Below are 25,441 nucleotides of genomic sequence, written 5' to 3' on the forward strand. Positions count from 1 at the left end.
TTTTCTAATAACAGTAGCAAAGCTTTTACCTTAGAGGGGCAAGTAGTAAAGTATAGCGATAAAATAGCTTATGTAAATCATGACATTGATGACTCCCTAAGAGCAGGAATTTTATCAATGGAGGATATACCAAAGGATATACTTGAGATTTTAGGGAATACTCATGGAGAGAGAGTAGATACTTTAGTTAAGGACTGTATCTATAGAACAAAAAGCAATATAAATTCCAATGATATTCAAGTGTCATTATCTAAAGATATAGACTATAACTTTAAAAAGCTTAGAGATTTTATGTTTAAAGAAGTCTATAATGGAGAATTTCTAAAAGAAGAAAGGGATAAAGCTAGGTTTATTCTTATTCAGCTTTATAAATATTTTTATTTTCATGAAGAAAAACTACCTGAATTTTACAAGTCCATAGCCAAGGAAGAAGGACTTAATCAAGGTGTTGCTGATTATATAGCAGGAATGAGTGATGAATACTGTATAGATCTGTTTAAGGACATATATATACCTAGTTAAGGATATTTATTTAAAGTAATGACTATACAAATATTTATTTAAATAAAATAACTCTTTATGAAGGAAAACTATATTTTATAAAGAATATATATAGCATACAATACAATTATATTACAAAAAACTTTTTTAAAAAAAAGGATTTAAGAAATATATGTCGAATTATAAGAGCTAGGAATTTGTACGTAAAGTTAAATTCTTTTAGACTTAATGAATAATATATTTAGTAGGTTTCTTTAAGTTTAGAATCACTTGAGAGTGAGGTGAGTTAATAATGTTTTCTGAAGAAATAATACAAAAAATAAAAGAGGAAAATGATATAGTGGATATCGTTTCAGAGGTAGTAACCTTAAAAAAAACGGGGAAAAATTATTTAGGAAGATGTCCATTTCACAGTGAAAAAACACCTTCATTTACTGTATCAAGTGAAAAACAAATATATAAATGCTTTGGATGCGGAGAGGCTGGTAATGTAATAAGTTTTGTTATGAAAACTAGGAACATGTCTTTCCCAGAAGCAGTAAAACTTCTTGGAGAAAAGGTAGGCATTGTAGTAGATGATGCAGATTTATCAGGTAAAAGTTCAGCAGCTAATGAAAAATTTAAGCGGATGTATGATATAAACATACAAGCGGCCAGATATTTTTATACTAATTTAAAAAGATTTAAGGCTCCTTATGAATACCTAAAAGGAAGAGGTATAACGGATGAAACTATTAAAAAGTTCGGTCTNNCAGGAAATACGTTCCTATTTAAAACAAAGAGGCTTTAGTGAAAAAGAAATATTAGAACTAGGACTTACTACAAAAAATGAAAAGGGAAATATATACGATAGATTTAGAAATAGAATTATATTTCCTGTATTTAATGTCAGTGGTAGGGTAATAGGCTTTGGTGGAAGGGTTTTAGATGATTCTAAACCCAAATACTTAAACTCTCCTGAAACCCCAATATTTCATAAAGGAACAAATCTTTATGGATTAAATTTAGCAATAAAGAATAATTTAGCTAGAACAGTTATCATGGTTGAAGGTTATATGGATGTAATCTCTCTTTCTCAACAAGGAGTAACCAATGTAGTTGCCACCTTAGGAACTGCATTAACAGAAGGTCAATGTAAATTATTAAAGAGATATATTGATACTGTAATAGTATCCTTTGATTCAGATGTAGCAGGTCAAAATGCTACTATAAGAGGATTAGAAATATTACAAAAATCTGGGTTTGACCTTAAAATTCTACAAATTCCTAGTGGAAAAGATCCCGATGAATTTATTAGATCCTTCGGTAAAGAAAAATTTCTAAATCTAGTAGACGGGGCTCTACCAATTATAGATTTTAAACTAAGGATGGCAGAAAAGGGAATTGACTTTTCAAAACAGGAAATGGTGATTAAATATCTAAAGAAAGTAATTAACGTGCTAAAGGACCTTGATCCACTAGAAAAAGCCGTATATATTAAGCAGGTTTCGGAGAAAAGTGGCATAGGTGAAGAAGCTATAATGGAGTCCTTAGATAAAAATCCCGATAAATCTATACAAAATAGCAAAAATCATAATATAAATAGGAAATTTGGGCAAAAATTATATTTAGAGCCTGGGTTTGTTAGGGCTGAAAGAACGGTATTAAGCCTTGCCCTTGATAAAAGGCTAAGTGATAAAATATTTAGTAATGTAAGTGAAGATGACCTTATATTAAAGGCACATAAAGTAATTTATAAAATCATTAAAGAAAACAATATGTGCTCTAAGGAAGAATTGATAAAGATTATTAACCTGCAAACTATGCAGGATAGTGAATTCACAAAGGAATGGATAAAAATTCAAGAATATAAAGTTGATATAGACGAAGGGTCCATAGACAAAATGGTAAGTGACTGCGTGAATAACATAAAAAAATACAAGTTAGAGGAGTCAAGAAAGAAAATTATGGATAAAATTAGAAAGTGTGAGTCTGAAGGGTTGGTTGAGGAAACTTTGATGTTAGCTAGAGAGCTTATGGATATACAAAAGGAAATGGGAAAACTATAGGAGAGAGGAGGTAATGGAATGAAGGATAAAGCAGGAAAAGTTGCTATAGTAAAGAAATTAGTAGAAAAGGGTAAGAAAAAAGGAAATTTAACTTATAAAGAGATAATGGAAGAAGTAGAAGGTGTAGAACTAACTCCAGAGCAAATAGAAAAGATTTATGAAGTTCTAGAATCTATGGGAATAGACGTTATAGGTTTAGAGCCAGAAGTTGAGGATGAAGAAGAAGTAGAAGTAGAAGTTGATATAACAATTCCAGAAGGAATTGCCATAGATGATCCAGTTAGAATGTACCTTAAAGAAATTGGTAAGGTGCCTCTATTATCAGCTGAAGAAGAGATGAGACTTGCTAAGCTTATAGAAAATGGTGATGAATATGCTAAAAAGAAATTAGCAGAAGCAAACCTTAGATTAGTTGTAAGTATTGCTAAAAGATATGTAGGTCGTGGTATGTTGTTTTTAGACTTGATTCAAGAAGGTAATTTAGGACTTATAAAAGCTGTAGAAAAGTTTGACTACAGTAAGGGATTTAAATTCAGTACCTATGCTACATGGTGGATTAGACAGGCGATTACAAGAGCTATTGCAGACCAGGCTAGAACTATTAGAATACCGGTACACATGGTAGAAACTATTAATAAGTTAATTAGAGTATCAAGGCAGCTTCTTCAAGAATTAGGAAGAGAGCCATTACCAGAAGAAATTGCTAAACATATGGATATGAGCGTAGATAAAGTTAGGGAAATAATGAAAATTGCTCAAGAACCTGTATCTTTAGAAACACCTATAGGCGAAGAAGAAGATTCTCATCTTGGAGATTTTATTCCTGATGATGATGCCCTTGCTCCAGCAGAAGCAGCAGCTTTCACCATGTTAAAGGAACAACTAATAAGTCAACTTAGAACTTTAACTCCAAGGGAAGAAAAGGTGTTAAGACTTAGATTTGGTCTTGATGACGGAAGAGCTAGAACTCTTGAGGAAGTTGGAAAAGAGTTCAATGTAACAAGAGAAAGAATTAGACAGATTGAAGCAAAGGCATTAAGAAAGTTAAGACATCCAAGTAGAAGTAAAAAACTTAAGGATTATTTAGATTAGTTAGGGGCTGTCTTTTGACAGCTCTTTTGTTATACATACAAAATTTGTAATAGACAAAATACCTTAGTATAATATAAAATAAAGGTATATACAATTTATAAGGAGGTAATCCATGAATAGTTTCAATAGCAATAAGAAACTAGAAATAATTCCAACTATAATCACATTTGTTATGTTTAATGTAATAGGGGGTTGGTCTGCCTATATTCTAGATTCCTATCTTATGTTGAGTTTAATAAGAGTAATGTTGGTCATTTGTAATATATTCTACTTATATCATATTGGAATATGGTTAACTGTAAAGTATGAAGTAACAAATAGTGAATTGAGGATAAATGCACTGGGAGGACTTAAAAAAGTAATTTTACCCTTAAGTGATATAGAATGCTATACTGTGGAAAAAGGAAAAATAAGAGGTATAAGCCTTTCAGGTATATCCTCTAATAAATTTGCAATAGGAAGAATTGCAGTAAAAAACTTAGGAACTGCTAGAATGTTTGTGACAAGCGGAAATAGTGTTATATATTTAAAAACTCAAGATATAAGCTATGCTGTGTCACCTAAAAATTCTGAAAAGTTCCTAGAAATTTTAAATAACCTAGGTATTGAAGAAAAGACTTGGACAAAGAAATATAATAAGGTAAGTAGACTACATAAGGATAAAAAGTTTATATATCCATTAATTTTAACTAGTACAATAATTTTATTTACAACTTTTTTTCCAATGGTTTTATATATATTAAATAAACTTCCAGATGTAATGCCTTTAGTTATTAACGTGTCCAAAGAAGCAGGAGAAGTAGGTACAGATAAGCAATTTGCTTTTGCCCAGATGCTCTATGGTCTATTAAATATGGCAGTGATGTTCTGTATGTATTATGCAGCTCACTTTTGTGCAAAATATGATAAAAAGTCTGCCTATAGGTATATGTATATATCACTTTTAGTGGCAATAGTATTCCTATATCTTCAAATGAGACTTATTATGTCTGTTATATAATTAAGGTGTTAGGTGAAAATATGATAATTAGCAAAAGATTAAAGTTAATAAGTGATTTAATCACAGGGGTTAATTCTATGGTAGATGTAGGAACAGACCATGGATATGTACCCATAGAACTTTTAAAAAGAAATAGAATAGACTTTGCCATAGCTAGTGATATTAATAAAGGTCCCGTGGAAAAGGCTAAAAAAAATGTTATAGATAATAATTTACAACATAAGATACAATGTAGACTTGGAGGAGGGCTTACAACGGTAGCTCCTAGAGAAGTAGAGGCAGCTGTCATTGCTGGTATGGGAGGAAACTTGATAAGAGATATACTAGAGGAAAGTATGGAGATTTTTAAAGAGTTAAACTATGTTATAGTCCAGCCAGTACAAAATCCAGAAGTCTTAAGGGAATATCTTTATACCTCAGGGTGCAACATCCTAGATGAATGGATAATATATGATGAAGAAAAATACTATGAAATTATGAAGATATCCTGGGGAGATAAGCCTAAGGTTACTGAGCCTATTTTTTATGAAATAAGTAAGCTGCTTTTAGGTAAGAAAGATAATACCTATAGGGAATATTTAAATTATAAGTTAGAAAAGTATTTAAGAATCCATGAAGACCTTAAGGGTGACACAGAAAATTCAAGAAAAAGAAATCTGGAGTTATGGGATAAAATTCAAAGGATAAAGGGCTTTTTACTTGAGTAAATGGGCGGAGGTATATTTTTATGGTAAAAATAAATGAAATCATTGATATAATGGAGGGCCTTGCACCCTTAAACCTAAAAGAAAGCTACGATAATGTTGGGTTTATGGTTGGCTGTAGAGAAAGGGAAGTAACAAAGGTCCTAGTTGCTCTAGATTGCACCATAAAGGTCATAGAAGAAGCAAAGGAATTAGGAGTTCAGTTTATTCTAACTCATCATCCACTGCTGTTTATGAAGCCTAAAACCATAACTACAGATAGTCTCCAAGGGAAAAAGATAATGAAGTTAATAGAAAACGGTATAGCACTGTATTCTAGTCATACTAATTGGGATACTGTAAAGGGTGGCTTAAATGATGAATTTGTAAAGATTCTTGACTTTCAAGAAAGTAAAATAATTGAAGTAGCTCCATCAGATCCTACAGCAGGAGTGGGAAGAATAGTTCAGCTAAAGGAAGACACTACCCTAGAGGAAATAATAAAGGGCATTAAAGATAAATTAAAATTACAAAATTTAAGATATTCCGGAGAGTTAAATAAAAAGATAAGAACCATAGCTTTAGTTAATGGAAGTGGAGAAGATTACTTGCAGCAATCCTATGACCTAGGTGCTGAACTATTAATCACAGGTGATACTACCTATCACTTTGTATCTGACTATGAAGAGATGGGACTCTCTGTAATAGATATAGGACATTTTAATTCAGAATGGCCCCTTGTAATGAGTTTATCAGAAAAGATTAAAAAAATATTAGAGCCTAGAGGTGTGGAGGTTATTTTATCAAAAGCTACTAAGGATCCCTATAATTTTATTTGATGACTACCTGCTCTAATAATCCCATATAAAAACATGCCTAATAGAGTGCTGAAAACTCTGAAATCCACACTACGCCAACAACTAGTTAACTATTTAAATAGTTAACTAGTTTAAATTTTATATATTTAACTAGGGATATAGTTAAATTGTTTCATATATGGATATTATAACTTGAAATGGAAAATTTAAAGGCATTGCAATGATAAAAGATTTATGTTAGTATTAATTTTGCGAGTAAGCCAGACAATCGCTGCTGAGAAATCAGGAGAGGAAAGTCCGAGCTCCATAGGGCAGGGTGCTGGGTAACTCCCAGTGAAGGCGACTTTAAGGAAAGTGCAACAGAGATATACCGCCTTAATGGCTTTTTTAGAGGAATACATTCTAACAAATTAGAATGTATAAATTCCACTAAAAAGGAATACATTCTAACTTGTTAGAATGCATAAGTTCGAGGGATTAAATCTTAGATTTAGACTCTCACTTAATTTAAGGTAAGGGTGGAAAGGCGAGGTAAGAGCTCACCAGCGCAATGGCGACTTTGCGGCTATGTAAACCCCATCTGGAGCAAGATCGAAAGTGGAACATTATGGGGCTGCCCGTCCCGTTCCCGGGTGTATCGCTTGAGCCCATTAGTAATAATGGGCCTAGATAGATGATTGTCTAACACAGAACTCGGCTTATAGACTTACTCGATCCATTAAAAACACTAAGGTATGAACTTAGTGTTTTTATTTTAGCGCTTTTGAACAAATCGCGAATAATTAACTTTTTAAAATCTTATTCTTTCAATTAGAAAGAATAAGATTTTTGTTTTTCAGTAGAATTGAGTGTTAACCTTATGAAGGTGAAATATATTTTCATAAAATGAAACTTAATATAAAATAAAATGTATCACAAGATAAAAATAATCAGTGGAAATCTTTGAAATAGCTATAAAAATGTAGTAATATATAGGAAAATAAGGTTATTTTACTTAAATAGTCTTAAATGAGATGAAATGAAGTTTCATAATTTTAAATAATGTTATATTATACTAATATAAAGAAAATTTAGTAAATTGCATGAAAGTGAAACAATTAACTTCAAATTTGGTTTCGAATTAGTTACATGACTTTACTAAATGAAAAAACTTAATTGAAATTAAAGATTTTAATCTTTAATAATATTATTTAAGGGGAGGTTATAATAATGAAAAAGAAAAGTCTATTAAGTATATTCTTACTAGTTATTTTTCTTTTCTCGATGACAACAGTAGCCTTTGCGGAAAATTGGTATTATGTAGGAGTACCAGTTATAAGACAACAAAAAACACAATGGTGCTGGGCAGCATCGGGAGAAATGGCAGGAAAAGCTGTGAACCCAAGCTCTACTAGAACCCAAGCAGACGGAGTTTACTATGTTACAGGAGGATATGAAAATTATCCTAACACATCTAATGCTGCAGCATCTGTAGCTACCTATGTATCAAAGAACCAAAAGAGGTTTTATGTAGACAGAGGTACATGGACCATTAATTCTATTCGTTCAGAGATAATGGACAGGCAGAGCCCTTTAATAACTCTAGGCGGTTACTATGATTACTATGGAAATAGAAATGGTGGTCACTTTGTAGTAATTGATGCAGTATATGAATATAGCAATACTCTTCGTTATGTAGATCCATGGGATGCAACTACTCATTGGTGTTCATATCAAGCATTTAAAGATGGAAGTTACAATAGTAGAAAATATGAAGAAACTGTTTATGGAAGATAGGGTTTATTAAAACTCAAAGGAAAGGGATATTTTTATGAAGGGTATAGGTATAAAATTTTTAAACTTATCATTAATAATTGTTTTGTTATTTTCATCAATAACAGTTTTTGCCGTAGATGGGGATAGAGATGTATCTACAATATTAAGTGAAGAATCATTGCAGGTATCTTCGGATAGAGGTAGCATAGAGGGTATTTTAGATGAAGCTTCAGAAGAGATAAAAGATATATTAAAGATAGAAAAGGCACCATATTTTCAAGTAGAAAGCTTTATAAAAATATATAACCTTCAGGATAATGATATTGTAAAACACTATAAAGAAAATAATGAGTTTAAAAAGAATATTTTAGATGAGTATAGGTGGGTTGCACCAGCTTTTCAAGACGATAATAAAACTCTTTTAGTTAACTTTATAAAAAAGACTGAAGGTGAAGGTTGGTCCATGGCTGGTTTTTCAGATGGACTAGCTACAGAGGGATATTCCTTCTTATTAGATAAAGAAAAGATAATAGAGCTTCTTGAAGATAATGGAATAAAAAACATAGATGAAATGAAATTTGTCAGAACAGATTTATATGTTACTAATATTATTTACATAAATATGGATAATAAGGAGTTTGCAATTCCTTTTAGTAATAATGCAGAAGTGTTAGGTTTTGAAAATGGTAAACTATACAAAATAGATGAATTAATGAACAAAATTGCAGAGAAATACACTCCTTATGATGTAAATGCTTCATCAAAGGATATAGCTAAAGAAAAAGGTACTGATAAGGATAAGGTTATAATAGCTTCCATAAAAATAATATTTGTTGGAATAGCAATAGTATCTATAGGTTTATTAATAATAGTAAATAAAAAATCCCTAAAATCTAATAAACAATAAGCATTTCATACAAGCACTAAATATACGCCTCGTAGTGTTTGTATATACCATAAAAAGACTAGGATTTCCCCCAATCCTAGTCTTTTGCTTTGTAAAAGAATAATTTTAAATATAAAAAATTTTCAAGAAAAATTAAAGGGAATTCGATAGAATTAAGATATATTTTTATAAAGAAAAAGGCATCTCTCTAGGATTTTAAATCATAGTCCTACCAAGGGTTTGAAAAAGGAAGAACATAAAAATATAAAAAGCTAAGAATATAAAAACATAGGAATATAGTATTGTTTTAAATATAGTAGAATTTCTATAAAAGATTTAATTAAAGGATATATTTGGATATAACCCTATGTGATAACAGTAAAATCTATGGCAAATTATTATAAATTGTGATATAATTTTTTGAGTAACGACATAAATAAAGAGTCACTGTTAACGAGAGTTAGTAACTGTGTAGGTTAACAAAGATTCACGGAGCTTAAAAAATAGACAAGCTTATTGGTTGTACATAAATAAAATATAGAAAATAAGACTCATTACAGAAGATGAAATGAAATATATGGTGTTATAGGTAATATGTATCTTTTAAAATCGTATATTATATAAGGGAAGTTTAGTATTATTTTGTTTGGAGGTAAGAGCTATGGAAAAGGCAAGCTTGAATAGTGAAGAAATTAATGTAAGTTATAAAGAAAATTTAGATTATACCGAAAAGAAATCAAGTTTATTTATTTATAATCTATTAAAAAGAGGGTTTGATATTGTATTTAGTATAATAGTACTTATAGTTACTAGTCCAATACTTATGATATCAATGCTCATAGTATTTTTTCAAGATTTTAAAAGCCCTATATTTGCTCAAAAGAGAGTTGGGGTTAATAATGAAGAATTTACTATGTATAAAATTAGATCTATGGTTTATGATGCAGAATCTGAAGGATTTAAGTGGGCAAGCAAGGATGATTGTCGAATTACTACCTTTGGTAAATTTATAAGAAAAACTAGGATTGATGAATTACCACAATTGCTAAATGTTTTAAAAGGCGATATGAGCGTAGTAGGACCAAGACCAGAGTTGGAATTTTTTTATAGAAAATTTGAAAAGACCATACCAAACTTTAGAGATAGACTAGCTGTAAAACCTGGGTTAACAGGTTGGGCACAGGTAAATGGTGGCTACGATTTATTGCCAGAAGAAAAACTTAAATATGATATAGAATATATAGAAATAAGAAGCATTATGATAGATATTAAAGTTTTATTTAGGACTATTGCAGTGGTTTTTACAGGAGATGGAGCTAGATAGGATAGTGTTAAACAATTAATTTATTGGAAGGAAGAATTAAAATGAAAAAAGTGTTACTTTTGATTCATACACTAGGTGGAGGGGGAGCGGAAAAAGTTCTTGTTAATCTTGCCAATGGTATGGACAAAAATAAGTATGATGTTACAGTGATGACTGTTATAAATACCGGTATATTTAGGGAAAGTCTTAGCGAAGAAATTAAATATAAGTACATATTTAATTTGCCAAGCAGGAAGAGAAAAGATACTAATAATAGTGGAAAAAGTGAGAAATCAGGAAGTCTTTTGAATAAGTCAAGTAAACTTCTTAGTATGGGAGGAAAGCTTTATTCTATATTTTGGAGATTTGTACCATTAAAATTGTTTTACAAGTTAGCAATTAAAGAAAAATATGATGTGGAAGTTGCGTTTTTGGAAGGAATATGTGCAAAAATAATAAGTAATTCCAACAATAAATTGTCTAAAAAGATAGCATGGATTCATGTAGATTTAATTAATCAACCTAAATCAAAATTTGTATTTAAAAATATGAGAGATGAAAAAGAATGTTATGAAAAATTTGATGATATTGTGTGTGTTTCTGAAACAGTAAAAAAACAATTTATTAGCAAGTTTGCAATTGACGAAAATAAACTAATAGTGAAATATAATCCTATTGACAAGCATGAGATTATAAATAAATCTATCCAACTAGTTGATGATATAAAAAAACCAAATAAATTTCTATTTTGTACCATAGGTAGGCTTATAACTCAAAAAGGGTATGATAGACTTTTAAGAGTACACAAAAAGTTAATGGATGAAGGTTATGATTATGAACTATGGATAATAGGTGAAGGTACTAAGCGTGAAATGTTAGAAAATTTCATTGATAATAATAATATGAGAGATACGGTGAAACTTTTAGGGTTCAAATCAAATCCATATAAATATTTAAGTATGGCTGATGCATTTGTATGTTCTTCAAGAGCAGAGGGTTTTAGCACTGTTGCGTCTGAGGCGGTAGTTTTAGGAAAACCAATAGTTACAGTAGATTGTTCCGGAATGAAAGAACTGTTAGGGAGTAACAATGAGTATGGTATTGTTACTGACAATAATGAAGGAGCATTAGCTGAAGGAATGAAGAACATGCTAAACGACAAAGAACTATATAAGAAATATTTAAATACTATTTCAGAAAGAGCTAGTATGTTTGAATTAAGTAAGGCTGTGAAATCAATTGAAGATTTATGTTAGGAGTCAGAAATGAATTTAAATGAAAAAAACCATAAAATTATATCATATTTAATAAACACATATGTTTTTATATTTATTTTTACTATGATGAATAGAGAATTTCTACTATTTTCATTAGATTTAAGATATTTATTAATAGCTTTAGGATGCTATTTAATTTTATATTCATTGTTTAGAATAATAAAATACAAGGAAAAAATAAGGATTGATAAGTTAAGCTTATTATTAATAGCTTTTTATATAATTTGTATTTTAAGCAATATTATGTGGCTTAAAGGTGATATTAAAATAAATTATTCAGTCTTTACAAATGTACTTTTATTATATAGTTTTAACCTTATAAGTATATTAGTGTTTGTAATATATAGAGAAAAGGTTAATGTGAAAACTGTATACAAATCAATAATGGTATCGGGAATGATTCTATTTATAAGTATGATATTGATAGGAATGGGATTTAACCTTAATGAAATAATGGGCGGAGAATATTCTGGAAAAATAGTAGGTACTGCACATAAAAATTTTTTTGGATATAACATAAGATTAGCTGGGTATGCTCAAGATGCAAATTATGCAAGTATGTTTATGGTAATATGGGGAGCCACTATTATTAAATACATTAATAATAAAATAGTTAAATTTATATTTTTAATTTTGGCAATAATAGGATTAATGATATCAGCGTCTAAAACTGTTGTACTAGGAGTTTTAGTGGGATTAGTGATGGTAGTAATACTTCGAATAGATGATAAGAAAAATCAAAACTTATATCCGTTAATTAAAAATGTATTTGTAGTTTTGATTGTTTCTGGACCATATATAGCAATGAAAGTTTTTAAAGCTATAAATTATTCAGGATCAATTCAAACTATGTCTACACGTTTTAAAATGTGGGGTTCTGCAATTAACCTTTTTAAAGAAAATTTTTTATTAGGACATGGATTAACCAGTGTAAGAAGTTATTTTGAAGCTTCACCAAATGGATGGTATGTTCAATGTCATAGCTCAATATTTCAAATTATGTCTGAAAATGGGATGATTGCTTTGATATTATTTGCTATGATAATTGCAATAGTGTTAAATTATAAAAATAAATATGTGGTATTTTTAGTAAGCGTATTTTTGGTGTTTAGTTTAACATCTGAACTGATTTACTTATCTCTTTTCGTGTTTATAGTGTCAATATTACCGATTATAGGGAGAAGTAATAGAAAAAAAAGAATTATAGATGATAAAAAGGTTTTATTTATTGTAAATTCTTTAGGAAAAGGCGGCGCTGAGAGAGTTGTAGTCAATATTGCCAATAAAATGGCTACACAAGAGTATAAGGTAACAATAATATCACTTTATAATAAACAGTTTTATAAAGTAGATGAAAAAATAAATTTAATTATTCTTAATAAAAACGAGAATGAAAACACTATGAAAAAGATGTTTTCTATAATAATTAACACTTATAAGATAAATAGGATTATAGATCAATTAGAACAAGATTATAAGTTTGGATTAATAACATCCCATTTACCTTTATCTAATATAATTTGTAAGTTGTCTAATTTTAATGATAAATGTATCCACGTAATTCATAACGTTTATTCTGCTATAGAAGGAAATCATAGAATTATTTTAAGTGTAATTTTAAAAATCCTCTATAATAATTGTAAAGTAACTACAGTGTCTTCAGGAGTTGAAAGAGAACTTGTGGAGAGATATGGGGTGAAAAGTAAGTTTATAAAAACTATATATAATCCAATAGATATAAATAGCATACAAAACTTATCAAAAGAAGAGATAGAAGAGAAAGATAAATATATATTGTTTTGTGGGAGGTTAACAAAAATAAAAAGACCTGATATAGTTATAGATGCTTTTACAGAGGGTGAATTTTATAAAAATTACAAACTTATAATATTAGGAGATGGAGAGTTAAGAGAAGAACTAGAAGAGCAATGTGAAAAACTTAAAATAAGTAATAGAGTTATATTTAAAGGATGGGAAAGTAATGTATATAAGTATATGCGAAACAGTAGTTTATTGGTGTCTTGCTCTGAATTTGAAGCCTTACCAATGAATCTGCTTGAAGCATTTTGCTGTGGGGCTAGGGTAGTTAGTACTGACTGTAATTATGGTCCAAGAGAAATTCTTTTAGGAGAGTACAAGAAGTACTTAGTAAAAGAAAATAACTTAGGGGAGTTAGTTTTAACTATTAGAGATGCTTTAAATGATTATCCTGATGATGGGGTAAGATTAGTTGAAAAGTTTGATACAATAAATATAATTAATGAATACTTGAATACATCCTTAGAATGGATAAATCAAACAAAGGAAAATCGATATTTTATATATATTAAGGAGTAATTGCATATGAAGGTAGGAATAATAACAGTACATAATGCGTATAACTTTGGAGCTATGCTACAAGCATATGCGTTAAAAACAACTTTAAATGAAATGGGACATACATGTCATATAATAGATTATAATTCGTTTTCAGTAAAGTCTCATTATGGTATATATAGTAGTAGTGACTCATTTGTTTTTAATGCTAAACAAACTATTAAGAATGTAGTTAAAAAATTATTAAGAAAAAAACAACATAGAAGATTTGATGAATTTAAAAATAATTATATGAATCTTACAGAGAAATATAATACAATAGAAGAACTAAATTCAAAGATAGATATGGATGCTGTTTTTTGTGGAAGTGACCAAATATGGAATCCGGACATTATGGATTCACGAGATATTCCAGTGTTTTTTTTACAATTTGGGAGAAGCGATATGAAAAGAATTGCTTTTGCACCAAGTATTGGAATGGATAGTTTGGATGAAAAATATCACGAGACATATTCTAGCTATTTAAAGCAATTTGATAAGATATCTTGTCGCGAAATTTCCGGAGTAAATATTTTGAAGAAAATAGTTGACAAACCTATTAAACAAGTAGTTGATCCAACTGTGTTATTGAACTGCGAAAAATGGAGTAGTCTGGCGAATAATTCATATTTAAATATAAATGAGGATTATTTATTAATATATCAATTAGACTATAATAGGGAATTAGTTAAATCTGCTATTGAATTAGCTGGAAAGAAAAATTTAAAAGTGTACTTAATAAGTGCAAGTGCTAAAAAGACTGATGAAGCTGTTAATACAATTGAAAATGCGGGCCCTCTAGAATTTTTATCAGCATTTAAGAATGCTAAATATATATTTACAAATTCTTTTCATGGTACTGCATTTTCACTTATGTTTGAAAAAGAGTTTTTTATTTTTCCACATGCAACTAGAAATACTAGGATAGAGTCAATTTTAGAAATAGCAGGATTGACAGAACGAATAGTTGTGGATAAATCTGTTGTTGATACAAAATGGAAAGAGATTGACTATATAGATGTTAATGAAAGATTAAATAAGCATATTGAAGCATCAAGTCAATATATAAATGAAGCTTTAAGTGAAAAAAAATAGGAGAAGAATAAGTATGAATTCAGAATATAAACATGGCGTAATTCTTTCATATGTATCTATTGGACTGCATATGATTGTAGGTTTGTTATTTACTCCGTTTTTGATAAAAACATTAGGTACAGCTGAATATGGGTTATATCAACTTATAGGGTCTTTTGTAGGATATCTAACTATATTTGATTTTGGTCTATCTGCTACAATAATAAGATATACTGCTAAATATAATGCTATGGATGATAAAGAAGGTTTGCAAAACTTTTTAGGAATGCATTTAATTATATATATTTTTTTAAGTATATTAACAGCCTTGGTGGGAATTTTTATTTATTTTAAAATAGATATAATACTTGGTAATTCTTTAACAGTACAAGAGTTGTCTAGTGCGAGAAGTATGTTTCTATTATTAGTAATTAGTTTTTCAGTATCAATTTTAGGAAATATATTTACCGGAGTTATTACAGGTAACCACAAGTTTGTTTTTGTAAGAATGATAAGTATAATTAAAACATTGATGAAGGTTCTAATCATAGTGGTATTAACAAAGGTATCATTACCAGGTGCTATGGCAATAACTTTGGTTGATGCAGTTGTAACTGTACTTGTAGTAGTTATTAATGCTACTTATGCTTTTGGTAAGTTAAAGGTTAAATTTAGTATATGCTATTGGGACATGGAGCTATTTAAAGAAACAGCGATGTTTTCTTTTTTTAACTTATTACAAGTTATAATGGGTCAAATGTATTGGAAGGTAGATCAATTGATCCTAGGTATGGTTACTACTACTACTACTGTAGCTATATACTCAGTGGCAATGCAAATAAATGATTTGTTTTTACAATTTACTTCATCTATTACATCTGTATTATTACCAAAAGCAACTGAGATGGAAGTTGGGAATTCTAGTGGTGAGAAGTTTACAGATTTTATGATTTTTACAGGTAGAATCATACTAATAATATATAGTTGTATGACAATAGGGTTATACACATATGGGAAAAATTTCATAAGTTTATGGGCAGGGATTGATTTTGTTGAAGCGTGGACTGTAGCTATGATTATAATATTGGCTTCTGCAATACCCAGAATACAGGCACCTGCCAATGATATATTAAAGGCGAAGAAGAAACATGGAATGCTTACTAGTATGTATGCAGGAATGGCTGTTGCAAATGTAGTTTTATCTATAATACTTATAAAACATTTTGGAATTGTAGGTGCTGCTATTGGAACTGCCATACCACTTATACTTGGAAATACATTATACGCAAATTTTTATTACAGTAAGTATGCTGAAATTAATATTACAAGATATTTTAAGGAATTATTAAATAAATTGTGGGCTGTAATTATAATTGGGTTTATATTCAGCAAAGGAATAAATATAATACATATATATGGGTGGATAGGGTTCTTTATTAAAGGTTCGATGTTTACTATTGTATATATTTTATTAACTTGGATAATAGGATTAACTAAAAATGAAAAGAATATGGCAAAGAAACTGTTTAAAATTAATAGGGGGTAGCTTATGAACTATTTCGATAACGGAAAAAAAGAGTTGTGTTGCGGATGTAATGGATGTAAGGAAGTATGCCCTAAAAATTGTATATCAATGATTGAAGATAATGAGGGATTCATATATCCTGATATAAATTTAAACCTGTGCATAAATTGCAATATGTGTAAAGAAGTATGTCCAATGATAGATACAAAATATGTATTTAATATGAATAAAAATATACACGCTTATGCTGCTTTTAATAATAATGAAAATATAAGATTGAATAGTACATCTGGAGGAATATTTACAGAGCTAGCAGAGTACGTTTTAAAGAATAATGGAGTAATTGTAGGAGCTAAATTTGATAAAAATATGGAGGTTGTTCACGAATTTGCATCAAGCAGAGAGGAATATGAACAATTTAGAGGGTCGAAATATGTAAGAAGTGACATCGGAGGAATATACTGTAGAGTAGAAGAACTTCTAAAAAAAGATATAGTTGTATTATTTGTAGCAACTCCATGTGAAATAGCAGGTATGAAAAAGTATTTGAGAAAGGATTATGATAATTTGATTTTATGCGATATTATTTGTCATAATAATCCTTCACCTAAGGTGTTTAGAAAGTATATAACGTATTTAGAACAAAAAAATAATTCTAACGTTGTAAATATAGTATTAAGAGACAAGGAAAAAGGATGGCATAATCCTACATTTAAAGTTTATTTCGAAGATAAAAGGCAATTTTCAGAGAATTATTATAAGAATTATTATATTCAAGGTTTTGGAATGGGATTATTTAGTAGACCTTGTTGTCATAGTTGTCAGTTTACAGGTTCTGATAGAGTTGGACATATAACTATAGGTGATTTTTGGGGAATTGATAAAATTGATAAAACAATGGATGATAATAAAGGTACATCAGTAGTATTATTAAACAATTCAAAAGCCGAGGAAATATTTGATGAAATTAAGATTAATTTAAAATATAAAGAAGTAGATATAAAAAGTGCTTTTAAATATAATCATAAAAAGCCATCTGTGCCTGATATAAATAGAGAAAGATTTTTTAAAGAACTAGATGGTACTGAATTTGATATTCTTATAGATAGATATATGAGAACAGATAAATTGAAGACTAAGATAGGTAAATATATACCTAAATTTATAAAAGAAAAAATAAAAAAAATTATACTAAGTATAAAGAAATAGATTCTAGTACAATAAAATAATTAAACTAAAACTGTATAAAATCAAATATTTTATATGGTTTTTATTAATATAATTATAATTCTTCCATCTAATACATAAAAATTATTAAGAAATTTATCATAATCTCAAAGAAAAAAACTGATAATATATTAATAGATGATATAATACCTAATTTGTGGTATATTTGTTAAGTATGAAATTTTATTAAACATAAGAAAAAAATATTTTATTTTTTTGCAAGTTGGTGTACAATTTGTATATGTAAATTAGGAGGGGTTTTTTTGAAAATCAATTTTTACGAATCGCAAAGAGAATATAAAGAAAAAAAATATGAATTTGATGGAGCTATAAAAAATATAATAGATAGTGGAGCTTTTATATTAGGGAATGAAGTTAAAACCTTTGAGGAAGAAATAAAAGATTTTACTGGAGCTAAACATGCCATAGGAGTGGCATCAGGAACAGATGCTTTAGTTATTGCATCAGATATCCTTGGATTTAGTGATAATAAGGAAATAGTAACTACACCTTTTACTTTTTTAGCTTCGACATCTTGTCTTGCAAAGCATGGTGGAAAACCTGTGTTTGTTGATATAGATGAAGAGTCTTGTGGTATGGATGTAGGTCAATTAGAGGCTGCTATAAATGATAATACTGTAGGAGTACTTCCAATACATTTATTCAATCAAATGTGTGATATGGATAAGATAATGGAAATTGCTAAAAAACATGATTTAAAGGTATTAGAAGATGCGGCTGAAGCTTTTGGAATGAGATGGCAGATGCAAGGTGAAGAAAGATATAGACATGCAGGAACCATAGGAGATATGGGTGTGTTTTCATTCTTCCCAACTAAAACTTTAGGTGGATATGGTGACGGTGGAATGATAGTTACTAATAGTGATGAATTAGCAGATATGTGCCGTATGTTTAGAGTTCATGGAGCATCAAAGAAGTATCACTATGACTACATAGGCTATAACTCAAGATTAGATGCTATGCAAGCAGCTGTTTTAAGGGTTAAACTTAAATATATAAACAATGCCATTGAAAATAGAGGAAGAGTTGCTAAGCTCTACACTGAAGGATTAAAAAATGTGGAAGGTGTAAAAGTTCAAGGTATTAAGGCTGCAAACCAAAAAAATGTTTATTATGTATTTAATATCTTTGCTGAAAGCAGAGATGGTCTTGCAGAGTTCTTAAAATCTAAGGGTGTGGCAACTAGTATATACTATCCAAAGCCATTACACTTACAAAAGTGTTTTGAATACCTAGGATACAAAGAAGGTCAGTTCCCAGTAACTGAAAAGATGTGTAAGCAAATTCTTGCATTGCCTATATATCCAGAACTTACAAATGAAGAAGTTGAATATATATGTGGATGTATAAAAGAATTCTATAATTAATAAAGGCTTTGTTTATCCAACAACAATTAGGTTGTTGGATAAATCTAATTAATTGTTAAAAAAATATCAATGTTTATTAAAACAATAATTGTTAATTTGAACAGTAGGAGACGATATAATGAAAGATTTAAAAATATCCTTAGTAGGACTTGGTTATGTAGGAATGCCTTTAGCGGTAGCTTTTGCTAAAAAGGCTCCTGTAGTTGGATTTGATGTAAACAAGGAAAAGATAAATAAGTACTTAAGTGGAATAGATGTAACTAATGAAGTTGGCGATGAAGCTATTAAAGCATCTACTGTAGATTTTACAAGTGATGAAACAAAATTAAGAGGATGTAACTTCCACATAGTTGCAGTACCAACCCCAACTAATGAAGATAAAACTCCAGATCTAAGACCAGTTATAGGTGCTAGTGAGATTTTAGGAAGAAATTTAACTAAAGGTTCCATAGTAGTATATGAATCTACAGTATACCCAGGGGTAACAGAGGAAATCTGTGTACCAATACTAGAAAGAGAATCTGGACTTATCTGCGGACAAGATTTTAAAATAGGATATTCTCCAGAGAGAATAAACCCAGGTGATAAGGTTCATAGATTAGAAAACATAATGAAGATAGTATCAGGAATGGATGAAGAAACTCTAGATACAGTTGCTAAAGCTTATGAACTAGTTATAGAAGCTGGAGTATATAGAGCTGAAAGTATAAAGGTTGCAGAAGCAGCTAAATTAATAGAAAACTGTCAAAGAGATGTTAACATAGCCTTCGTTAATGAACTTGCTATGATCTTTGATAGAATGGGTATAGATACTAAAGCAGTAATAGATGCCGCAGGTAGTAAGTGGAACTTTATAAAGCTAAACCCAGGCTTAGTAGGAGGACACTGTATTGGAGTAGATCCATATTACCTAATCCACAGAGCTAAAGAGGTTGGTGTTGAATCAAAGGTTATAGCTGCTGGAAGAAATATAAATGATGGAATGGCTAAGTATATTGCAGAGAACACAGTGAAAATTCTAATAGAAGCTAATAAGAGAGTTAAGAATGCAAAGGTAGCAGTTCTTGGACTTACCTTTAAGGAAGATTGTCCAGATACAAGAAATACAAAGGTAGTGGATATTATAGATGAACTTAAAGATTATGGGGTTAATGTATTAGCTACAGATCCTGTAGCAAGTAAGGAAGAAATTAAACATGAGTATGGAATAGATATGGTTTCTATGGAAGATATTAAAGATGTAGATGCTATTATCCTTGCTGTATCTCATCATAATTACAGAGAAATGACAATAAAGGATTTTGCTCCACTATATAGAAGTGAAGCTTTAGATGAAGTAGCGGCAGCTAAGGATGAAGTAGAAAAAGATGTATTCATAGATGTAAAAGGCATCATGGATAGGCATAGTGTGGATTCAGATACTATGGTTTACTGGAGATTGTAACATAAAAGATTACCACAGAAATAAGATATAGATAGAGAAGCTATTGCTCATGCCTAATTTTTAGTCATTTTGCAATAGTTTCTTTTAATTTCACACATTAATTATCCATAAGAGTTGTATAATTAATATTAGAAATAGAACTGTTGCAACGTGAATTATATAGCAAAATCTAATGAAATATGGTATAATCTTTTGAGTAATAAAAAATATTATGTATTTTTGTTGGAACTATAAAATTAGTTGAATTTATGATGATTGAAAACTTCATATCTTTGATTGGAGGAAATAGAGTGAAGAGGGCGTTTGATCTAGTAGTAAGTATTATATCCTTAATACTATTGTCACCTATAATTCTAATTATTTCTATATTAATTAAATTGGACAATCATGGTTCTGTAATTTTTAAACAGTATAGAGTAGGAAAAGACAATAAAGAATTTATAATTTATAAATTTAGGTCAATGGTAGAAGCCGCACCAGAGGTAGCAACCACATCTTTAGAAAATCCTGATGAATATATAACTTCAATAGGTAAATTTTTAAGAAAAACTAGCTTAGATGAATTGCCACAGTTATTTAATATTATAAAAGGTGATATGAGTTTAGTTGGACCAAGACCTGTAATTAATGACATAAATAAAAGTGAAAAAAAGTTATTAGTGTTAAGAACAAAATATGGTATTCATAAGTTGGTACCAGGACTTACAGGATGGGCTCAAATTAATGGTAGAGATAGCATATCTGTATATAGAAAAATTAATTTAGAAATTGAATATATGAGAAAACAAAGTTTTCTTTTTGATGTAAAAATACTTTTCATTACATTATTTAAAGTTTTTAAGCAAGAAGATATTGTTAATGGAAAAGAAAATGAGGTACAAGTATCCTATCATTCAATAGAATCAAAGGATGTTATGTAGTTAACGTAGATTTATGGTGCATTATAGATAGGCATAGTGTAGATGCAGATACTATGGTTTACTGGAGATTATAAGATAAAAACTAAATAACATAAATAAAACACCGAATATCTTAGATATTCGGTGTTTTCACTATTATTTTTTATCAGCAAATATATAATCTCTCATTTGCTTTTTAACGGTTTCAATATCAAACTTTAAGTAGTATATTCCAGTGCTCATATCACCAGTTCCATCTCCATCCCTTGGAAATCTTTCTTGCTCTAAGTTCCCATTTCCTAAACCAGCTACCTTAGTTGCTAGAGATATAAAATCGCCAGAACTTAGGTTAGTTTGAACTAAAGGAAGGATGTTATTTAGAATACTAGGATAAGATGTAGGAGATGCAGCAAGAGCTTTATTAAACACTGCAGACATTACATTTCTATGTCTGTGAGTTCTTTCGTAATCTCCACCACTAGCATATCTTATTCTAGAATAGGCTAGTGCTTGTTTACCTGTTAATAAGGTAGGGCCAGTAGAACTTACTCCAGGAATATGAGATACTTCTTCTTCAGTAATATCTATTGTAATTCCACCAAGGATATCAATAATTTCTGGCAATGAAGAAAAGTTTACTGATACAAAATCCTCTACATTAAGTCCAAAGTTTTCATTTAGGGTTCTTAAAGCTAAGGGAGCTCCTCCATAGGCATAGGCATGATTTATTTTATCCATACCATGGTCTGGGATATTAACATAAGAGTCCCTCATAATAGATGTTACCTTAACCTTATTATGAGCAGAATCAATAGTAGCTATCATTATGGAGTCTGAACGACCTGCTTGTCCTTCTTCTGCATCAATACCATATAAGGCTATATTTTTTATAGATTCATGGTTGTCGTATTCTTTAAAGGCATCCTTTGAAGCAATACCTAATTTAGATTTGTCTATCTTTACCTTATCCATCTTATTATATAATGAATAAAAATATCCTCCTCCAATAGCTATTATAAATATCAACACTCCTAGAATTCCCATTGAAATTTTAAATCCCAGGGATTTTTTCTTCTTTTTTCTTCTTTTATTTTTCTTTTTTTCAGGATCAATTCTATTCTGTGACATAGTTACACTCCTCTCTGTACCTAATTCTATCACCATATGTTAAAGGTGTAAATATAAAGAAATACATAATGTTGAATTATTCCATGAAGTTTATTATAAATTTTTATGAACATGATACGATGATATAATTATGAATTAACAATAAAAATAATAGTATATATAGGCATAAAATCAATTAAATTGTTGAATGCATTAAGTTATTATTCATAATTATACAAAATATTACTAGTAACATTGATTTTTTACTAGTAATGTTACTGAAAATATGATATTATACAGATGTAACAGTTTTGTATGCAATTAAAATATAAAGAAATATGTACTATTATACAGGTGTTAAAACTATATTCAAATTATATTTTTATATGGTAAAAATGTACATAAAATGTTGTAATGTGTATAAATTGATTTTGTAAGGAGAATTAATATGGAACATTACTTGTCATTAGAGCAGAAAAAACAAAAAAAAGATTCTGTTGTAAATTCTATAAACCTTTTAAAAAAGGTTTATACAAATATCATTGGCGCCATATTAAATGGGGTACATACTAAAATAAATAGCTATTATTACTATTATGGTGATAAATAATATATAAAATTTCACTTAGAGGTTGGAGGAGTGTTTATGATAGATTTTCATAGCCATATACTTCATGGAGTGGATGATGGATCTAAAGATGAAGATATGACTGTAGACATGCTTAAATTGGCGAAAAAGTCAGGAACCACAGGAATTGTTGCCACTCCCCATTTTTTTAGGGGTAGGTTTCAAGTACCTTATGAAGAAATAAAAAAAGAAATAGCTAGATTGAAAAGTTTAGCTAAAGAAAAGGACATTAATATAGAAATATATTGTGGCCAAGAGGTTTACTATACTAGTAGAATTTTAGAAAGCTTTCAATGTGGTGATATAGGCACCATAGAAAACAGTAGGTATATGTTAATAGAATTTCCTTTAAGAAATTTTTCTGTGGATGAAGTTATAAATAATATCTATGAACTTCAACTAAAGGAAGTTGTACCTATCATTGCTCATCCAGAGCGTTATAAAATCTTTATAGAAGCCCCAGAATTAATAAATAAGTTTATTGAAGAGGGGTTTTTATTTCAACTAAACACTGGTAGCATAACAGGAGACTTCGGAAGTGGAGTTAAAAAAACTGCGAAATTATTTGCAAAACACAAAATATATAGCACTATAGGTTCCGATGGTCATAGGTCTGATGTTAGAACTACAGATATGATAGCAGGGATAAAGGTTATAGAGAAAATAAATCCTGGATATGTAAGGGAGATGGATAACATTTCTCAGGAAATCTTAACGAATAATAAGGTGAACTTTCAAGGGGAAAAAATTAGAAAACAAGGTGGGATTTTTAATATATTTAAAAGATAGATTAAACCTTGTTCAATGTACATAAATTTAAACTGGGTGTATCGGTTATATAAAAGTCGGGAAATTGGGGTAACTTTTAGTTCGATGACTAGTAGCTCTAAACTCCCTTCTTCTTTGAAGTGGGAGTAAAGAGCTGCTACGTCCCTGGATAACGATTTCTAAGCTTCAAAGAAGCTAAAAAATCTGTTTATAGCCGATAGGGGTTAAATAAAATTCGACATAAATAACTTAAATTTAAAGGGAATTATGAACTGTAGTCTATACTTGGGCGCTTGGACTACAGGGAGTTAGTAGCGCAACCCACCTTTATCTTGCTAATTCAGGGTAACTATAAGTTTGAAGGGGAAATTTATGGAATATGAGTTAGTAAAAGATAGCGGTGGGTTATTTTTATCTAGTTTTATAAATTAAGAATTGGTGGGCAGTCTTAATTAAGAGTAAATATATTGAAATTAGTCTTAATACCATGGGGTCAGATATCTTTCCATAAAATGGGAGGGGATCTGACCCCATTACAGTTAATTCCAAGAGCTCCATCCAATGATATAAGAATATCTAGGTATTCTTCTTTTTCTCTGCAATCAGCATTTATGCTGAGCCGGTAGGCTGAAAGAATTTTGAATTACCCACCAGGATTTGATAATAGAAGAACATAAAAATACGAAACATAGTGCAGTTTTTAAATATCTCCAAGGTTATGAAAAAATATGAACACTATAATGAAGCATACAAATTAATGAGTTTTGTATGCTTTTTAATTTATTTTAAATACATTGAATAAGATTATATGTTCGTGTTAATAATTAAAACAAATTAACTTATGGAGGTAATATTTTATGAATAAAGTAACTTTAATTGGTAATGTAGTAAGGGAACTAGAATTAAAAACTTATGATGGTTCAGAGGGGAAAGTAAGCTATACAAAGTTTACATTAGCTATAAATGAATATAGACATAAAGATAAGGATAACAATGCTGTTTTTATTAATGTAGTTGCCTTTGGTAAGCAGGCAGAAATACTAGGCCAATATGTGACAAAAGGCAGTAAGTTAGGTATTGAAGGAAAGATAAACACTGATAGTTATATTAATAGCAAGGGAGAAAAGAAATATGGTTTCGTAGTTACTTTGGAGAGATTTTATTTCCTAGATATTAAAAAAGAGCATATAAGTTAAAAGTTACAGGTACTTTAATTAAGCTCTTTATAGCTTTATATTTATATAGTATCCTAGTAAAATTTTTTAATAATTAAATATGGCATATAATCAGACCCCTTGTATTTTGTATCAGGGGTCTGACCTAATTATATTTTATGGAAATAACATGAGGGTAATTTTCAATAAGTATTAATTATTGTATTAAAAAAACTGATAATAAATTTAAGTAAATTATATTGACTAACTTTACAGATGAATATACAATAAAATTGAAAATAAAATATTTGTGTATGAAGATTATTGGAGATATCCATAAGGATAACCGTAGAAGAAAGAAATAAATTTAGCTAAAGGTTTATTTTGAAGCTTTCAGGTAGATTACAATGATTAGACACACCCCTGGAGAGATCTCTTAAATGAGACATCAAAGGAGAAACTTATAGACTTATATATTTATAAGGAAACTTTCAGATAAAAGGACAGGG

The 25,441-nt window shown here is 29.5% G+C and carries 19 protein-coding genes, 1 other RNA gene, 2 pseudogenes and 2 riboswitches (1 of these 24 only partly in view); of the genes and pseudogenes, 21 read left to right on the top strand and 1 reads right to left on the bottom strand.

What is annotated here, in order from left to right; genetic code table 11:
* The 18 genes and pseudogenes from B2671_RS06175 to B2671_RS06260 form a co-directional block, all read left to right on the top strand.
* Window positions 1–522, top strand: a pseudogene (locus B2671_RS06175) (deoxyguanosinetriphosphate triphosphohydrolase); it begins 446 nt to the left of the window's first position.
* A 271-nt stretch (window positions 523–793) separates the two neighbouring features.
* A pseudogene (gene dnaG, locus B2671_RS06180) lies at window positions 794–2,549 on the top strand (DNA primase).
* A gap of 18 nt (window positions 2,550–2,567) precedes the next feature.
* Complete coding sequence (gene rpoD / locus B2671_RS06185; protein ID WP_346869618.1) at window positions 2,568–3,641, top strand: RNA polymerase sigma factor RpoD; 1,074 nt, start codon at window positions 2,568–2,570, stop codon at window positions 3,639–3,641.
* Window positions 3,642–3,753: 112 nt separating this feature from the next.
* The gene (locus tag B2671_RS06190) at window positions 3,754–4,641 is read left to right on the top strand and encodes a PH domain-containing protein (protein ID WP_346869619.1); all 888 of its coding nucleotides are present in this window, start codon (window positions 3,754–3,756) and stop codon (window positions 4,639–4,641) included.
* Window positions 4,642–4,661: 20 nt separating this feature from the next.
* Window positions 4,662–5,348 (top strand): class I SAM-dependent methyltransferase, encoded by a 687-nt coding sequence (locus tag B2671_RS06195; RefSeq protein ID WP_346869620.1) that lies wholly within the window; start codon window positions 4,662–4,664, stop codon window positions 5,346–5,348.
* Window positions 5,349–5,368: 20 nt separating this feature from the next.
* Window positions 5,369–6,163 carry a Nif3-like dinuclear metal center hexameric protein gene (locus tag B2671_RS06200; RefSeq protein ID WP_346869621.1) on the top strand — a complete coding sequence of 265 codons (795 nt, stop codon included), beginning with the start codon at window positions 5,369–5,371 and terminating at the stop codon, window positions 6,161–6,163.
* 231 nt (window positions 6,164–6,394) lie between these two features.
* Window positions 6,395–6,859: RNase P RNA component class A (gene rnpB, locus B2671_RS06205), an RNA gene on the top strand.
* 492 nt (window positions 6,860–7,351) lie between these two features.
* Window positions 7,352–7,918: a papain-like cysteine protease family protein gene (locus tag B2671_RS06210; protein ID WP_346869622.1), complete on the top strand. Its 567-nt coding sequence runs from the start codon at window positions 7,352–7,354 to the stop codon at window positions 7,916–7,918.
* 34 nt (window positions 7,919–7,952) lie between these two features.
* Complete coding sequence (locus B2671_RS06215) at window positions 7,953–8,804, top strand: hypothetical protein (RefSeq protein WP_346869623.1); 852 nt, start codon at window positions 7,953–7,955, stop codon at window positions 8,802–8,804.
* Window positions 8,805–9,444: 640 nt separating this feature from the next.
* Window positions 9,445–10,107 carry a sugar transferase gene (locus tag B2671_RS06220; protein ID WP_346869624.1) on the top strand — a complete coding sequence of 221 codons (663 nt, stop codon included), beginning with the start codon at window positions 9,445–9,447 and terminating at the stop codon, window positions 10,105–10,107.
* Between the two features lie 41 nt (window positions 10,108–10,148).
* Window positions 10,149–11,342, top strand: coding sequence for a glycosyltransferase (locus B2671_RS06225; protein ID WP_346869625.1), 1,194 nt, complete (start codon window positions 10,149–10,151; stop codon window positions 11,340–11,342).
* 9 nt (window positions 11,343–11,351) lie between these two features.
* Entirely contained in the window at window positions 11,352–13,700 is a 2,349-nt protein-coding gene (locus tag B2671_RS06230) for a glycosyltransferase (RefSeq protein ID WP_346869626.1), read from the top strand.
* Window positions 13,701–13,706: 6 nt separating this feature from the next.
* Window positions 13,707–14,813: a polysaccharide pyruvyl transferase family protein gene (locus tag B2671_RS06235; protein WP_346869627.1), complete on the top strand. Its 1,107-nt coding sequence runs from the start codon at window positions 13,707–13,709 to the stop codon at window positions 14,811–14,813.
* A 13-nt stretch (window positions 14,814–14,826) separates the two neighbouring features.
* Window positions 14,827–16,338, top strand: a complete 1,512-nt coding sequence (locus B2671_RS06240; RefSeq protein WP_346869628.1) for an oligosaccharide flippase family protein — start codon at window positions 14,827–14,829, stop codon at window positions 16,336–16,338.
* A gap of 3 nt (window positions 16,339–16,341) precedes the next feature.
* Window positions 16,342–17,526, top strand: coding sequence for a Coenzyme F420 hydrogenase/dehydrogenase, beta subunit C-terminal domain (locus B2671_RS06245; RefSeq protein WP_346869629.1), 1,185 nt, complete (start codon window positions 16,342–16,344; stop codon window positions 17,524–17,526).
* A gap of 281 nt (window positions 17,527–17,807) precedes the next feature.
* A complete protein-coding gene (locus tag B2671_RS06250; RefSeq protein WP_346869630.1) occupies window positions 17,808–18,932 on the top strand; it encodes a DegT/DnrJ/EryC1/StrS family aminotransferase in 1,125 nt (374 codons plus the stop codon).
* 118 nt (window positions 18,933–19,050) lie between these two features.
* Window positions 19,051–20,376 carry a nucleotide sugar dehydrogenase gene (locus B2671_RS06255; protein WP_346869631.1) on the top strand — a complete coding sequence of 442 codons (1,326 nt, stop codon included), beginning with the start codon at window positions 19,051–19,053 and terminating at the stop codon, window positions 20,374–20,376.
* Window positions 20,377–20,666: 290 nt separating this feature from the next.
* A complete protein-coding gene (locus B2671_RS06260) occupies window positions 20,667–21,296 on the top strand; it encodes a sugar transferase (protein ID WP_346869632.1) in 630 nt (209 codons plus the stop codon).
* Between the two features lie 135 nt (window positions 21,297–21,431).
* Here B2671_RS06260 and B2671_RS06265 read toward each other — a convergent pair whose 3' ends face one another.
* A complete protein-coding gene (locus B2671_RS06265) occupies window positions 21,432–22,403 on the bottom strand; it encodes an LCP family protein (RefSeq protein ID WP_346869633.1) in 972 nt (323 codons plus the stop codon).
* A 427-nt stretch (window positions 22,404–22,830) separates the two neighbouring features.
* On the opposite strand from B2671_RS06265, the gene B2671_RS06270 reads away from it, so the two are divergent.
* From B2671_RS06270 to B2671_RS06280, 3 genes are all read left to right on the top strand, one after another.
* Window positions 22,831–22,992, top strand: a complete 162-nt coding sequence (locus B2671_RS06270) for a hypothetical protein (RefSeq protein ID WP_346869634.1) — start codon at window positions 22,831–22,833, stop codon at window positions 22,990–22,992.
* A gap of 36 nt (window positions 22,993–23,028) precedes the next feature.
* On the top strand, window positions 23,029–23,799 hold the full coding sequence (locus B2671_RS06275) for a tyrosine-protein phosphatase (protein WP_346869635.1): 771 nt from the start codon (window positions 23,029–23,031) through the stop codon (window positions 23,797–23,799).
* Between the two features lie 230 nt (window positions 23,800–24,029).
* A riboswitch (cyclic di-GMP riboswitch) is annotated at window positions 24,030–24,113 on the top strand.
* A gap of 522 nt (window positions 24,114–24,635) precedes the next feature.
* Complete coding sequence (locus tag B2671_RS06280; protein ID WP_346869636.1) at window positions 24,636–24,974, top strand: single-stranded DNA-binding protein; 339 nt, start codon at window positions 24,636–24,638, stop codon at window positions 24,972–24,974.
* A 371-nt stretch (window positions 24,975–25,345) separates the two neighbouring features.
* Window positions 25,346–25,441: riboswitch (glycine riboswitch) on the top strand.

The organism is Clostridium sp. UBA5119, assembly GCF_002414285.1.
GTDB classification, from domain to species: domain Bacteria; phylum Bacillota; class Clostridia; order Clostridiales; family Clostridiaceae; genus Clostridium_J; species Clostridium_J sulfidigenes.